At 75.7% G+C, this 14,238-nt stretch carries 12 protein-coding genes; 7 read left to right on the forward strand and 5 right to left on the reverse strand.

Features of this window, described 5'->3' with window-relative positions:
* The first annotated feature begins 234 nt into the window (after nt 1–234).
* From ACIRD3_RS30270 to ACIRD3_RS30295, 6 genes are all read left to right on the forward strand, one after another.
* Nucleotides 235–1,113, forward strand: a complete 879-nt coding sequence (locus ACIRD3_RS30270; RefSeq protein WP_402222975.1) for a hypothetical protein — start codon at nt 235–237, stop codon at nt 1,111–1,113.
* Between the two features lies 1 nt (nt 1,114).
* On the forward strand, nt 1,115–2,950 hold the full coding sequence (gene asnB, locus ACIRD3_RS30275; protein WP_402222977.1) for an asparagine synthase (glutamine-hydrolyzing): 1,836 nt from the start codon (nt 1,115–1,117) through the stop codon (nt 2,948–2,950).
* The gene (locus ACIRD3_RS30280) at nt 2,947–3,516 is read left to right on the forward strand and encodes a flavin reductase family protein (protein ID WP_402222979.1); all 570 of its coding nucleotides are present in this window, start codon (nt 2,947–2,949) and stop codon (nt 3,514–3,516) included. The genes asnB and ACIRD3_RS30280 overlap by 4 nt, the downstream gene beginning before the upstream one ends.
* Entirely contained in the window at nt 3,513–5,015 is a 1,503-nt protein-coding gene (locus ACIRD3_RS30285) for a 4-hydroxyphenylacetate 3-hydroxylase family protein (RefSeq protein WP_402222980.1), read from the forward strand. The genes ACIRD3_RS30280 and ACIRD3_RS30285 overlap by 4 nt, the downstream gene beginning before the upstream one ends.
* Nucleotides 5,012–5,896 (forward strand): class I SAM-dependent methyltransferase, encoded by an 885-nt coding sequence (locus ACIRD3_RS30290; RefSeq protein WP_402222982.1) that lies wholly within the window; start codon nt 5,012–5,014, stop codon nt 5,894–5,896. Before ACIRD3_RS30285 ends, ACIRD3_RS30290 begins: the two co-directional genes overlap by 4 nt.
* Nucleotides 5,897–6,034: 138 nt before the next feature.
* The gene (locus tag ACIRD3_RS30295) at nt 6,035–6,910 is read left to right on the forward strand and encodes a helix-turn-helix transcriptional regulator (RefSeq protein ID WP_402222984.1); all 876 of its coding nucleotides are present in this window, start codon (nt 6,035–6,037) and stop codon (nt 6,908–6,910) included.
* 7 nt (nt 6,911–6,917) lie between these two features.
* Here the strand turns inward: ACIRD3_RS30295 and ACIRD3_RS30300 are convergent, their stop codons facing one another.
* Together ACIRD3_RS30300 and ACIRD3_RS30305 are read right to left on the reverse strand one after the other, a co-directional pair.
* Nucleotides 6,918–8,189: an MFS transporter gene (locus tag ACIRD3_RS30300; protein WP_402222986.1), complete on the reverse strand. Its 1,272-nt coding sequence runs from the start codon at nt 8,187–8,189 to the stop codon at nt 6,918–6,920.
* Between the two features lie 150 nt (nt 8,190–8,339).
* Complete coding sequence (locus ACIRD3_RS30305; RefSeq protein ID WP_402222988.1) at nt 8,340–9,245, reverse strand: alpha/beta fold hydrolase; 906 nt, start codon at nt 9,243–9,245, stop codon at nt 8,340–8,342.
* Nucleotides 9,246–9,336: 91 nt separating this feature from the next.
* Here ACIRD3_RS30305 and ACIRD3_RS30310 point away from each other — a divergent pair, with 91 nt between their 5' ends.
* Nucleotides 9,337–10,299, forward strand: coding sequence for a DUF5937 family protein (locus ACIRD3_RS30310; protein ID WP_402222990.1), 963 nt, complete (start codon nt 9,337–9,339; stop codon nt 10,297–10,299).
* A gap of 114 nt (nt 10,300–10,413) precedes the next feature.
* Here ACIRD3_RS30310 and ACIRD3_RS30315 read toward each other — a convergent pair whose 3' ends face one another.
* From ACIRD3_RS30315 to ACIRD3_RS30325, 3 genes are all read right to left on the reverse strand, one after another.
* Nucleotides 10,414–11,712, reverse strand: a complete 1,299-nt coding sequence (locus ACIRD3_RS30315) for a sensor histidine kinase (protein ID WP_402222992.1) — start codon at nt 11,710–11,712, stop codon at nt 10,414–10,416.
* A complete protein-coding gene (locus ACIRD3_RS30320) occupies nt 11,709–12,374 on the reverse strand; it encodes a response regulator transcription factor (protein ID WP_402222993.1) in 666 nt (221 codons plus the stop codon). The genes ACIRD3_RS30315 and ACIRD3_RS30320 overlap by 4 nt, the downstream gene beginning before the upstream one ends.
* A gap of 828 nt (nt 12,375–13,202) precedes the next feature.
* Nucleotides 13,203–14,147, reverse strand: coding sequence for a hypothetical protein (locus ACIRD3_RS30325; protein ID WP_402222994.1), 945 nt, complete (start codon nt 14,145–14,147; stop codon nt 13,203–13,205).
* Nucleotides 14,148–14,238: the final 91 nt, after the last annotated feature.

A 14,238-nucleotide genomic window follows, 5' to 3' on the forward strand; every position in this document is an offset into this window, starting at 1 on the left:
AGGGCGGGTCCCGCTCGTTCGCGGGGCCCGCCCTCGGTCGTGTCCGGGCTTCGTGGTGTCCGGGGGCTCCGGGAGGGGCGACCTTCGGAGCATCCCTTCGGCGACGATCGGCGCCCTGACCGGCGCCGTTCGGGGCTACCGGGGCCGGTGGACCGCTTCGTAGCGTGGCGGGAACGACGACGACACGACGACGCGACGGTCCGAAGGATCGTTCAGCCGAAGGGAGATGGCCCGATGGGGGGTGTGTCCGAAGGGAGCGGCGTTCCGGCCGGCCCCGGTCCCGGCCCCGGCTCCGGTGCGCGGGCGGGTGGGGACCTCGGCCCCCGTACGGCGGTGCTGGCCGCCGCCGCGAGTCCGCGCCCCGGCGCGGAGCAGCCGCGGTCCCCGTACCGCGCCATGGGGGACGCCGAGCGGTCCGCGCTCTGGCGGCAGCGGCTGCACGAGGCCGAGGCCGGGCTGACCCGGTACCTGGTGTCCCGCGGAGACGAACTGCACCTCACCGACTGGTTCGTCCTGCAGTCGGAGCTGTTCGCCGACCTGCCGGCGCCGGACGCCCCGGCCGTCGAATGGCAGCGGGTGTTCTTCCGCGACCAGGCGCTGATGGAGCGCTTCCTCGTCCTGCGCTACGGCGAGGAGGTCCTCGGCCACTGGGCCCGGTCCAATGCCGAGGTGCACCGCGAGGTCGAACCCGACCACGGCCGGGGCGCCGCCGACCCGATCCACCGGATCGCCCGGCAGGCCGAACTGTACGGCTCCGACTACGAGTTCGACGACGAGGCGCCGCCCGGCCCGGAGCACGCGGCGCTCACCATCACGCACTGCGCGATCTGGGACTACCGCGAGAAGGCCCGGCGCTCCGGCGTCCGGCTGACCCTCGCCTCGCCCTGCACCTACTGCACCGAGGCGCTGTCCGCCAACATCCGGGCCAAGGGCTACCGGCCCGCGCACCGGCTGACCCACGGCCCGACCGGCCACGGCTGCCGTTGGGAGGCCACGGCGGGGAGCGGGACCACCGCGCCCGCCGGGACCACCGCGCCCGCCGCACCTGCCGCGCCCGCCGGGACCACCGCGCCCGCCGCGCCCGCCGCCACCGACGAACCCGGGGAGTCCTGAGATGTGCGGAATCACCGGCTGGATCGACTGGGACGCCGACCTGCTCCACCAGGCGCGGGCCGTCCGGGAGATGACCGCCACCCTGGCCTGCCGCGGCCCGGACGCCGACGGCCTCTGGCTGTCCCGGCACGCCGCCCTCGGCCACCGCCGGCTGTCCGTGATCGACCCGGACGGCGGCGCCCAGCCGCTCGCCGACCGGCCCGGCCCGGACCCGGCGGCCGTACTGAGCTACAACGGCGAGCTCTACAACCACCGCGAGCTGCGCGCCGAACTGGAGGCCCTCGGGCACGTCTTCCGGACCCGCTCGGACACCGAGGTCGTCCTGCGCGCCCACCTCCAGTGGGGCCGGGAGGCGCCGACCAGGTTCAACGGCATCTTCGCCTACGCCCTGTGGGACGCCCGGCGGGAGGAACTGCTGCTCGTCCGCGACCACCTCGGTATCAAGCCGCTCTACTGGCACGCCCACGGCAGCGGCGTGCTGTTCGGGTCCGAGCCGAAGGCCGTCCTCGCCAACCCGTTGTTCCGCGCCGAACTGGACGCCGAGGGCATCGCCGAGCTGTTCGCGCTGCCCGCCGCGCCGAGCGCCGGCCACGGGATCTTCCGCGGTCTGCACGAGGTCCGGCCGGGCCACCTGGTGGTGGTGAGGCGCTCCGTCACGCGTGAAGTCCGGTACTGGCGGCTGGAGTCCGCCGAGCACCGGGACGACGCCGCGACCACCCGGCGCACCGTGCGCGAGCTGCTCGCCGACGCCGTCGAGCGGCAGCTGATCAGCGACGTGCCGCTGTGCACCCTGCTCTCCGGCGGCGTCGACTCCAGCGCCGTCACCGCGCTGGCCGCCGCCGCCCGCGAACGGGCCGGCCAGGGCAAGATCACCAGCTTCTCGGTCGACTTCCCCGGCAGTGCCGACCGCACCCCCGACGCCTGGCGGACCACCCGCGACGCGCCCTACGTGGAGGCCGCCGCCGAGCACATCGGCACCCTGCACACCACCGTGCTGGTCCCCGACGACGACCTGCTGGACGCCCGCGACGCGGTCCTGCGCGCCCGCGACCGCCCCGGCTGGGGCGAGATGGACGCCTCGCTGCACCTGCTCTTCCGCGAGGTGCGGCGGCGCTCCACCGTCGCCCTCTCCGGCGAGGCCGCGGACGAGATCTTCGGCGGCTACCCGTACTTCCACGACGCCGACGCGCTCGCCGCCCCGACCTTCCCCTGGCTGCACGGCAGGGCCACCCCGGCGGACCTGCTGCGCCCGGACGTCCGGGCCGAGGTGCGGCCCGAGGAGTACACCGCCGCCGCGTACCGGCGCTCGCTCGGCGAAGTGCCCCGCCTGCGCGGCGAGTCGGCCGGTGACGCGCGCGTCCGCGAGGTCTTCCACCTCGCGCTCACCCGCTGGCTGCCGCCGCTGCTGGACCGGGTGGACCGGGTGTCCATGTCCGTCGGCCTGGAGGTCCGGGTGCCGTTCTGCGACCACCGCCTGGTGGAGTACCTGTGGAACGTCCCGTGGGCGCTCAAGGCGCCGGACGGCCGGGCCAAGGGGCTGCTCCGCGACGCCGTACGGGACCTGCTGCCGCCGCAGGTCACCGACCGGCCCAAGAGCGGCTACCCGTCCACCCCCGCCGTCCGCTACACCGAGGTGCTCACCGCCCGGGCGCGGGAACTGCTGGCCGACCCGAACGCGCCGGTCTTCGACCTGGTCGACCGCGAGACGGTCCGCCGGCTGCTCGCCGACGGCCGCCCGCTGCCCAGCCCGCGCACCGCGCCGAACCCGGTCGGCGGCCTCGACCACCTGGTCCAGGTCGACGAGTGGCTGCGCGCCTACCGGGTGGGGCTGCGATGAGCGGGGCCGCACCGGCCGCACGGGACGTGCGGGTGGCGCAGGGTCTCGCCGCGCAGGCCACCGAGGAGGACTTCCGGGCCGCCTCCCGGGGCTGGACCAGCGGGGTCGCCGTGGTCACCACCCGGTCGGGCGAGGAGGTCTTCGCCAAGACGGTCTCCTCCTTCAGCACCCTCTCCCTCGACCCGCTGCTGGTCACCGTCGCGATCGGCCGGCACAGCCCGCTGGTGACCGCCGTCAGGGCCGCCGGACGGTTCGGGCTGTCGATCCTGACGGACGATCAAGAAGCCGTCGCCCGACGGTTCGCCGCCCCCGGGGCCGGGCGGGCGCTCGGCGCCTTCACCGCCGTACCCATGGGGACGGCCGCCACCGGGGCGCCGCTCGTCGAATCCGCCCTGGCCTGGTTCGACTGCCGGCTGCACGCGGCCCTGCCCGGCGGCGACCACATCCTGCTGGTCGGCCGGGTCGCCGCCGCGGCCCGCGGCGACGGCGCACCCCTCCTCTACCACGACGGCCGGTACCGCCTACTGGCCCCGACCCCCCTCACCACCACCGGAGTTGGCGCATGACACTGCTGGACACCGCCACCGGTCGCGGCGCGCCCGCCACCGCCCGAGGCCTGCTCACCGGCGACCGCTACCGGGCCGAACTCGACGACGGCCGCGAGCTCTACCTCGACGGCCGGCGGATCACCAACCCCGCCGAGCACCCCGCCTTCCGACCGGCCGTCGACGAACTGGCCCGACTGCTCGACCTCCAGCACCACCCCGAGCACCACGACCTGCTCACCTGGAAGGACCCGGACAGCGGACTGCGACTGGCCCGCGCCTACCAGCCCCCGCGCACCCTGGAAGACCTCCGGCTCCAGCGCCGCAGCGCCGAGTTCTGGCACGCCGAGGCCCTCGGGCAGCAGGGCCGCTCGCCCGCCTTCATGGCCTCCATCGCCGTCGGCGTGTACGACTTCCGGCACCGCCTGGCCGAGGCCGACCCGCGCTTCGGCGCCAACGCCGAAGCCTGGTACCGCCACTGCGCCACCAACGACCTCGTCCTCTCGCACGCCCTCGGCGACCCGCAGATCGACCGCTCCGCGAACCCGCTCGACGACCCGGACCTCGCCCTGCGCGTCATCGAGGAGAACGACCGGGGCATCGTGGTGCGCGGCGCCAAACAGCTCACCACCCTCGCACCCCTCGCCCACGAGGTGCTGGTCTACCTCTCCGCCTCCTTCACCGAGGGCCGCGGCGAGCAGTTCGTGACCTGGTTCGCCCTGCCGCTCAACACCCCCGGCCTGGTCACACTCGCCCGCGAACCGCTCGGCAGCGCCCCCTGGGGCCACGCCCACCCGCTCGGCGCGCGGTACGACGAGCAGGACGCGATGCTCTTCTTCGACGACGTCCTGGTGCCCTGGGATCGCGTCTTCCTGCTGCGCGACGCCGGCCTCGCCCGGCTCGGCCTCGGCCGGATCAACGCCTGGAGCGCCTACGTCGGCCACATCCGCTACCGCGAGCGGCTACGCACCCTGCTCGCCACCGCCACCCTCGTCGCCGAGTCGATCGGGGTGGACGGCTTCCGCAACATCCAGGAGGACCTCGGCCGCCTGGCCGGCTACGCCGAGCTCACCGAGTACTTCCTGGACGCCGCCGAGGCCCGCGGCGGGCTCACCGACGGCGGCCTGTTCGCTCCCGGCGACACCGCCGCCTCCCGGGTCTGGTCGGCCGAGGTGGCCGGCAGCGCCGTGGAGATCGTCCGCCGGATCGGCGCCTCGGGACTGCTGATCCAGCCCACCGCCGCCGACCTCGACAACCCCCGGCTGCGCCCGCACCTGGACCGCTACATGCGCGGACGAGGCATCGACGCCGAGCGCAAGTCCCGGCTGTTCCGGATCGCCTGGGAGCTCACCGGCGACGGCTTCGGCCAGCGCCAGGACCTCTACGAGTACGTCCACCGGGGTGACCTGACCCGCAACCGGATCAACATCTTCAAGCGGTACGACCAGAGCGAGGCCCGCGCACGCCTGCTGCACCTGGTCGACGACCGGCCCACCGGCGCCGAGGAGGAGCAGGAATGAGCACGTCCGCCGTCGAGGAGGAGCAGCGAGGAGCAGCAGTGAGCACGTCCGCCGTCGAGATCCAGGCCCGCACCCTCGCCGGGTACGCCGACGCCAGCCGGCTGCGCCAGGTCCAGGACCGGGACTGGGTGCTCGACCAGGTCACCGGTGCCCCCGAGACCCTGATCGACCTGGGCAGCGGCATCGGCCAACTGCTGCAGGAGGCGCTGGAGCGCTTCCCCACGCTGCGCCGCGCCGTCGGCCTGGAACGCTCCGAGCACCGGATCGCCGAGGCCGCCGCCCGGCTGCGGCCGTACGGCGAGCGGGCCGCCCTGCACCGGGCCGACCTCACCGCGCCCGAGCCGCTGCCGTACCGGGCCGAGGTGATCACCCAGACCTCGGTGCTGCACTGGCTGTACCCGGACGAGGAACGGATCTTCGCCTGGGCCGCCGCCCATCTCGCCCCCGGCGGCCGCTTCCTGCTCACCACCTACCACCCCGCCCGGGACGAGCACGGCCTCGGCGGCGAGGACGAGCTGGTCCGCGACGCCCTGGTGGCCCTCGGCACCCCGGAGGAGGAGGTGCCCGCCCTGTTCGCGCGCGGCGGGGTGCTGCCGATCGCGACCCGCACCAGGACCGTCGAGGACCTCACGGCGCTCCTCGGGCCGCACCTGGCGGTGGCCGGTCACCGGGAGCGCGACGCCGTCGTCACCGTGGACAGCGCCGCGCGGTACGAGCACTTCCACGCCGCCACCTTCGGCGACTACTACAGCCGACTGGTGCCGGAGGACCGGCGGGCCGCGTTCTTCCGCGCCGTCGGCGAGAGCGCCTGGCGGCGGCAGCAGGAGCGCGGGCACGTCAGCCACATGCCGGTCCGGCTCTGGACGCTGGTCGCCCGATAGGGCCTTTCCCCCGCCTGGGGCGGCCTCCCGTTAACAGTGTGTGTAGCCCGCCGCTCATCCCTGGGACGAGCGGCGGGCCACGCCTACGCTGGGGACCGTCCCAGAAACCGCAGCACCGACCACGGCCGAGGAGCCACCGTGTCAACTCCCCCCGCCGGACGGGAACTCGGCGCCTTCCTGCGCGCCCACCGCGAACTCCTCAAGCCCGCCGACGTGGGCCTCACCGCCACCACCCGCCGCCGCACCCCCGGCCTGCGCCGCGAGGAGGTCGCCTCGCTCTCCGGCGTCGGCCTGGCCTGGTACACCTGGGTCGAGCAGGGGAGGGTCGCCGCCTCCCGGCAGGTGCTGGAGGCGATCGCCCGGGTGCTCAAGCTGGACGACGCCGGCCTGCGGCACGCCCTGCGCCTGGCCGGCTTCCACGAGCCGGCGCCGGTCGGCGGCTCGGACGCCGAGGACCGCGTCACCCGGGCCATCCAGCCCGTCCTCGACTCCTGGCCCGTCAGCCCGGCCGTCCTGCTGGACCGTCACTTCGACCTGCGCGGCTGGAACGCCGCGTGGGCGGCGCTCTGGGGCTCACCCGAGTTCGTGCCCGCGGACCGGCGCAACCTGATGTGGGTGATGGCCGCCGACCGGCGGGTGCGCGCGGTGCTGCGGGACTGGGAGCCGCTGGCGATGAACGTCTTCCAGCACTTCCGGGCCCAGGCGGGCCCCGCCCTGGCCGAGCCGCGCACCGGCGAGGTCTACCGCCACCTGGACGAGGACGCGCCGGAGCTCCGCCACTGGTGGGGCTGCCACTCGGTGGCGGAGCTGACCGTCCGTACCGTCGCCGTGGAGCCGGCCGGGCTCGGCCCCGTCCGGCTGACCCTGTCCTCCTTCCACCCGGTGGACGACCCCTCGGCGACCGTCCTGCTGTTCACCCCGACCGACGCCGCCGACCGGGCGCGGATGTCCGAACTGGTCGAACACCCGCTGCGCGCGGTCGGCGGCGTGGAGGGGGAGCGGCGGGTCGGCTGAGCCGCCCTCAGGCGTCCGTCGCGGGCGTCGCCGCGCCCGCCCTGCGCAGCCCCAGGCTGACCGCCAGGCCGCCCAGTGCCGCGACCAGCGCCAGCCCGGCGCCGATCAGCAGCGTGCCGTCCGCGACGTCGCCGAAGGCGCCCACCGCCCAGGCACCGACGCCGGTGCCCGCGTACATGGTCGAGGTCAGCCACGCGCTGGAGGTCGCCCGCAGCTCCGGGGCGATCGTGCCCGCCAGCGTCTGCTGGTCCGTCACGAAGCCGCCCGAGGCGACGAACCAGAGCGTCACCCCGGCCAGCGCGAGCACCAGGCCCGGCCCGGTGGCCGCGACCGCGACGCCCACCGCCAGCAGCAGGCCCCACAGCGGCAGCAGCGGGAGGTCCGAGCGCCCCGCCGTCCTGGCCCGGTCACCGAGCCGCCCGCCCAGCAGCGAGCCGGTCATGCTGCCCGCACCGACCAGCACGCCGACCAGGCCGAGGGCCTGCACGGACAGGTCGAAGCGCTCCACCAGCAGCGCGCCGAGGAAGGTGTAGGCGCCCAGGTTGGCCGTGTGGAAGACGGTGTTGACCAGCAGCGCCCGGCGCAGCGTCGGATCGGCCCAGCCCGCCAGGATCGCCCGGACGGCTCCCACCCGCGCCGCCGGAGCCGGCGCCGTGCTCCGTCCGACCTGACGCAGCAGCAGCGGCACCGCCGCGGCCGTCCCGATCGCCAGCGCCCAGAACGCCGAACGCCACCCCGCCAGCCCGGCCAGGAAGCCGCCCAGCGGCACCCCGATCACCTGGCCGAGCGAGAACAGCGCCATGCCGAGCCCGAGCGCGCGCCCGCGCACCGCCTCCGGCGCGGTCTCCGCGATGTGCGCCCAGATCGCCGGCCCGGCCGCGGCCGCCGCCAGCCCGGCCACCGCCCGGGAGACCACCAGCAGCGTCAGCCCGGTGGACAGCGCCGCCGCCGCGTTCGACACCACGAACAGCAGCGTGCCCGCCAGCAGCGTGCGGCGGCGGCCCAGTCGGTCGCTCAGCAGCCCGAGGAACGGCGCCGCGACGGCGTACACCAACACGTAGGCCGTGACGCTGGACGCGGCGGCCGCCTCACTGGTGTGGACCGAGTCCGCGATGGTCGGCAGCAGCGGCGAGACCAGGAAGGTCTCGGTGCCGAACAGGAACAGCAGGAGGAACACCCCGGCGTACCGCCACCGGTCGAAACCCCCCGCCGGCGCGGGCAGTTCGGGAACGTCCTCGGCCCGGTCGGAGGGCCGGGGCGGATCGGAGATGCTGCTCACGGCGAAGTACCACCTTCACGTACGGGGACGCGGCCGGGCCCTCGGACGGCAGGCGCAGGCGGCCGCGACGGCTGACGGGACGTCCGATGCGGCCATCCTGCGGACCGGCGCGGCGGCCAACCAGACAGGCGGTGATCCTGTGAGTCCGGGTCACAGGCTGGCCCGCCTGGAGGGGGCCCCCTCCAGGCGGGCCCCCTCCAGGTCGGCGAGGAAGCCTCCGACGGCGGCGGTGAACGCCCGCGGATCGTCCAGCCACGGGTAGTGGCCCGCCCCCGGCTGCACGGTGAGCGACACCTCCGGGAACAGCGCGGCCGCGTCGGCCGCGGCCGTGGCGGTCGGCCACAGGTCCAGCTCCCCGGCCAGCAGGTGCACCGGGCAGGTCAGCCCGGCCAGCCGGCGCCGCAGGTCCTCGCCGTCCGGCCGGTACCCCGCGTAGAAGTGCTCGCTGACGGTCAGCGAACGCTGCGCCGGGTCGGCGGCGGCGTGGGCCCGTGCGGCGGAGTCCCAGCGGCCGTACATCAGCGGCTCGAAGGCGAGCCGGTGCGGCGCGGCCTCGGCGAAGGAGCGGGCCGCCTTCATCCTCCGGTAGGCCGCCACCGCCTCCGGGTGCCAGGGTTCGGCGGCGCGGGCGGCGATCACCTCCTCGGCACCGGTGTCCGACGGCAGCCCGACGGCCGCGAACGAGGGCGTGACCAGGGTCAGGCTCGCCAGGCGCTCGGGGTGGGCGGCCGCGTAGAGCAGGGCCAGACTGCCGCCGGCGGAGTGGCCGAGCAGGTCGATGCGGTCGAGGCCGAGCCTCCGGCGCAGCGCCTCGACGTCGGCGACCAGCCGGTCCACCCGGTAGGCCGTCGGATCGGCGGACCCGGCGGAGGCGCCGGTGCCCCGGGTGTCCGGCAGGACCAGCGTCCGGTGCGCGCCGAGCCCGCCCAGGTCGCCCAGGTACGCGGCGGCCCGGCCGGGGCCGCCCGGCAGGCAGACCAGCGGCGGGCCGCCGCCGAGGGTGCGGAAGGCCAGCCGGGTGCCGTCGTACGAAGGGAAGCTCGTGAAGGTGTCCATGGTGGACACCCTGAGGGCTGCCGTCCGCGCTCGGCTACCGTTCAGCCAGGGCTACACGATCGGGCTTCAGGATCGGTGAACGGGGGCGTACGTGGCGGTGGAGATCCGGCTGTCGGCGGCCGAGGTGGCCAGGGTCCGGTTCGCGGTGTCACCGCTGGCCGAGACCGTCCTCGGCCTGCGGGCGGCGCTCGGCGTCGGCGGACACGGCGTGCACCGGCCGTGGCTGGAGCAGGCCCGGCCCGTCCTGGCCCGGGACCCCGACGCCCCGCTGCTGCGCGCACTGCTGGAGGGCTGCCTGCCCGCGTTCCTCTTCCCGGTGCCGGACGAACGCCTGCCGGCCTTCGCGTCGGAGCTGGCGGGCCTGCGCGCCACCGACCCGGCCTACGTCGCCGCCGAGTGCGCCGCCGCCCTGGGCCACCGCGGCGCCGGCCTGCCCGAACCGCCCGAACTGCTGCGCCGGACGGCCGCCCTGCTGGAGCGCTGCCACGCCCGGCTGCTCGCCCCGCACTGGGGGCGGATGCGCGCCGTCCTCGACGCGGACCTCGGCCGACGGGCGGTGGCCCTGGTGGACGGCGGGGTGGAGGGGCTCTTCGCCCAGCTGCACGACGACGTGGTCTGGCGCGAGGGCGACCTGCTGGTGCACGGCCGCCGCCGCTCCGGCACCCCCTGGACCGTCGAGGCCGACGGGCACGGCCTGGTGCTGATGCCCTCCGTCTTCGCCTGGCCGGAGGTGATCGTCGACCACGACCCGCGCAGCGCCGCCTCCATCCGCTACCCGGCCACCGGCGTCGGCCTGCTCTGGGAACGGCCCACCGCGACCCGGGCCGGCCTCGCCGCCGTCCTCGGCCGCACCCGGGCCGCCCTGCTCGAAGCCCTCGGCGAACCCCTGACCACCCCCGACCTCGCCACCCGGCTCGCCGTCACCCCCAGCGCCGTCTCCCAACACCTCGGCGCCCTGCGCGCCGCCGGTCTGGTCGCCACCCACCGCACCGGCCGCACCGCCGTCCACCTCCGCACCGCCACCGGCACCGCCCTCACCACCGCCCCGGCCTGAGCCGGGAGCCGCCGGGCCGGGGCCTCGCGCCGGTCCGGGGGGCGGAGGCGTCCGGACGGCCGGGATCCGCTGACCGTCCGGGCGTGTCCGTCCGGGCGGGTCCGTCCCGGGTGGTCAGGGCTGCTTCTGGACCGGGACGCGCAGGAGGAAGCGGGCGCCGCCACGGGCGCCGCGGTCGACGGTGAGCGAGCCGCCGTGCGCGTGTGCCACCCACGCGGCGATCGACAGTCCGAGGCCGCTGGACCCGGCGCCGCTGCGGAACCGCTCGAACAGCGACGTCGCCTGCTCGGGCGGGATGCCGGGGCCGGCGTCGTCGACCGTCACGGTGCCGTCCGCGCCGACGGAGACCTCGACGTCGGCCGGCTCGCCCGGGGCGTGCCCGTGGGCGAGCGCGTTGCCCAGCAGGTTGGCGACGGCCCGGCGCAGGAGCGACGCGTCGGCGAGCACGACCACCGGTTCGGTCCGGACGGTCACCCGGTGCCCCTCCGCCGGGGTGTCGGCCACCACGGCGTCCACGAGCTGGTCGAGCCGGAGCGGTTCCCGGTCCAGCGGAACGGCGCCGGCCATCAGCCGGGCCCGGGTCAACAGGTCGTCCACCAGCTCGCTCATCCGGGTGGACTGGCGCAGCGTGCGGCGCAGCACCTCCCGGCCGTCCGCCTCGCCGCGCAGGCCGGTCTCGGCGAGCAGCCGCATCGAGGTGACGGGGGTGCGCAGGTCGTGGGCGGCGTCGGCGAAGAACGCCTCCTGCTGGTCGAGCGCGGCCAGCGCCGGCCGGACGGCCCGCCCGGCGAGCCAGTGGCCGGCCAGGGCGGACACCGCGATCAGGACGGCGCACGCGATGCCGAGGAGCACGGTCAGCCGGTCGTGGTCGTCCAGGTAGCCGGAGGTGTCGACGGCCGCGACCACCACGCCGTCCGTGTTCTCGGCGGCCGGTCCGGCGAAGGGCTCGGCGGACAACCGCAGCGGGTGGCCGTTCGCCGCCGTGACGGTGGCCCGGGCGAAGTCCCCCTCCCGGGCGGCCGCCTCGGCGACCGCCCGGAGGGCGGGGGCGGGGACCGCCAGGCACGGCCGGTGCGGCGAGGCGAGCGGAGTCAACCGGCCGCCGGTGCCGGTGAACAGGGTCACCGGAGGACAGTCGTAGGCGCCCTCCTTGGGATCCGGGTACTCCAGGGCGCCCTGTTCGTCGTAGTGCAGGTCGGCGGAGAACTCGCCGGTCCTGAGCTTGAGATCGGCGTCCACCTGGGCGCGCCAGGACGAGTCGTCGGCGCGCACCGCGATGACGGCCATGCCGACCAGGCCGACGGCGCTGACGAGGGCGAACAGCAGGGCGATCCGCCGGCGCAGCCGACGGATCCGGCCCGCCGGGGTCGGGGGCCTGCGCCCCCGGCGCGGCTCCCGCCCGGCCCGTCTCACGGCTGTGACTCCAGGCGGTAGCCGACCCCGCGCACGGTGTGGATCAGCGGCGGGTCGCCGAGTTTGCGGCGCAGCTGCGACACCAGCACCTCGACCACGTTGGAGTTGGGCTCGGTCAGCTCGTCCCAGCAGCGCTCGATCAGGTCGGCGCGCCGCACCGCCTCCGCGGGCCGGGCGGCGAGCGTCTCCAGAACGGCGAACTCCTTGGTGGTGAGGGACAGCAGGACGCCGTCGCGGTGGACCGTACGGCGGGCGGTGTCGATCTCCAGCCCGCCGCAGCGCACCACCGGCGGGCGGGCGACGGCGGTGCGCCGGCACAGGTTCCGTATCCGGGCCACGAGTTCGGGCACGGCGAAGGGTTTGACCAGGTAGTCGTCGCCGCCGGTGGCGAAGCCCTCGACCCGGTCGGCGACGGTGTCGCGGGCGGTGAGGAACAGCACCGGCACCGTCCGGCCGTCCGCCCGCATCCGCTGCACGTACTCGGCGGAGTCCCCGGAGGGCAGCATCCGGTCGAAGACCACGCAGTCGTAGGTGGTCACGAACAACGCCTCGTCCGCGGCCGGGAGGTCTCCGGCCTCGTCGACGGCCAGGCCGCTGCCGCGCAGGGCCGCGGCCACGGCGAACCGCAGGTCATCGTCGTCCTCGACCACCAGTACGCGCATGCCGGTCAGGATAGCCGTGACCTGCGGCGGAGCCGTCCGTGGTGGCGACGGGACGCCTCCCCCTCCGTGGGGGACCGGGGAGGCGCCGCCGTCGACGGGGACCAGCATCACCGGGGGAACCTGAGGATTCGATGAGGCCGGTGGCCGGCCGGGCCGGCAGCGGAGCCGGGAGCAGCGGAATCGGGGATGGGGCCGGTCGCGGAGTCGGGCGCGGGATCGGGAGCTCCCGCGCTCGACGGGACGACCGTGCCGTTGCGGCGGCTCGGCGGCCCGGGAGGGCAGTGCTGCGCCAGTAGCCGGTGGTGCCGGATCACCGCCAGCCGCTCGCAGATCGCCTCGGCCGGCCGGATGTCCGCGTCCGCCACGAGGTGGGCCGCCGTCGCGGCACCCGTGGCCATGACCGTCACCAGGGCCGCCGCCGGTACGACGGCCGACCGACCGGCCCTGCCCAGCAGCGATTTCCGCACCGTTGTCCGCACTGTCCAGCTCCGCCCGTCCGTTCCGTCCCGCCGTGGGGGCGAGCTTGGCCGGGGCCGGATGAGGATTCGATGACGGGCGGGGGCTCCTGCGGCTCAGGGTCCGGTCGACCGTCACCTCGCGGCCATCCCCGCGGCCCTCCGCGCGGCTCTGTGGGAAGGCCCGCGCCTGGACCGTGATCGTCTCCGGTGATCTCACCGGACGTCGCATCAGGGCGGGTATGACACCGGGGGGGCGGGGGAGTCGGGGGGCGGGATCGCCCTGTGGACGCGTGCGTCCGCGAGCGACGTGCCGGTCGAGGACGGCTACGACCGGCGGCGCCGGGCCGGTGGGGCGGACCTCGGCCGGGGGTCAGGCCGCGACGCGGGACTGCCAGTAGGTGAACTCCTGGAGCGGGTCGCCGAGGAGGTTCCACGGCCAGGGGGTGACGGCGCCGTCGATCCGGCGGAACACCTCGGCGGTCTCGCCCGGCCGCCCGGCCTGCACCAGGGCGAAGGCCAGCAGATTGAGGTCGGCGGGGGCCGCCGCGTGTTCCAGTCCGCCGGGCCGGGACCACTCGCGCAGGGCGGTGTCGAGCGCGCTGACCGCCCGGGCGTGCGTCCACTGGCGGCGGACCAGCAGGGCCTCGACGCCGCCGCCCGCGGTGGTGCGGGCGTGCTCGTCCACCAGGGCCGTGAGCTCCACGGCGGCGGCCGGCGCGGTCGGGGGAACCAAGGACCGGACGGTGTCCACGAAGTTGAGCTGGGCGCTGCGGGAGCCGCACTCCTCGGGGGAGAGGTAGCGCAGCATCTGCAGGTGGGCCTCGCGGTTCCACGGGTCGCGTGCGGTGATCTCGTTCCAGACCGCGAGGGTGTCGCGCGATTCGGCGCGGATCAGGCGCAGAATTCCGAGGAGTACCACCCACGGCGTCGGATCCTCGGGCACGAGCTCGGCCGCGCGGTAGCAGTTGTCGGCCGCCGACCGGGGATCTTCCATCCGCCCCGCGTGCCCGCCGCGGATCAGTTCGACCCATGCCTCGAATATCTGCGCGTCCGGATTCTGCGGGCGCCGCAAACGCCAGGTGCGCGCGACTGACGAAGGCGCGGCCACCTCGGCGAGGACGGCGAAACGGTGTCCGCGTCGGTCCCAGTCCGTGCCCGTCTCCCGCAGCAGCCGTTCGACCTGGTCGACCTGGATGGAATTCTGGCCAGGCAGGCCCGGGGACTTGAGCTGTCGCCGCACGCGGCCGAGTTCGACGTCGTCGAGTTCGGGGCGCAGGCTGGGGCCGGAGGAGCGGATTCTTCGGAAGAGCGACACGGGCGCAGCTTAGGGCCCGGGGTGAATTTCGGACAGACCCCGGAATGAAATATTCAGGCCGCCGTGAATGCGGTGACCCTACCGCTCCGTA

The sequence above is a fragment of the Kitasatospora sp. NPDC093550 genome, assembly GCF_044764985.1.
In the GTDB taxonomy this organism is placed as follows: domain Bacteria; phylum Actinomycetota; class Actinomycetes; order Streptomycetales; family Streptomycetaceae; genus Kitasatospora.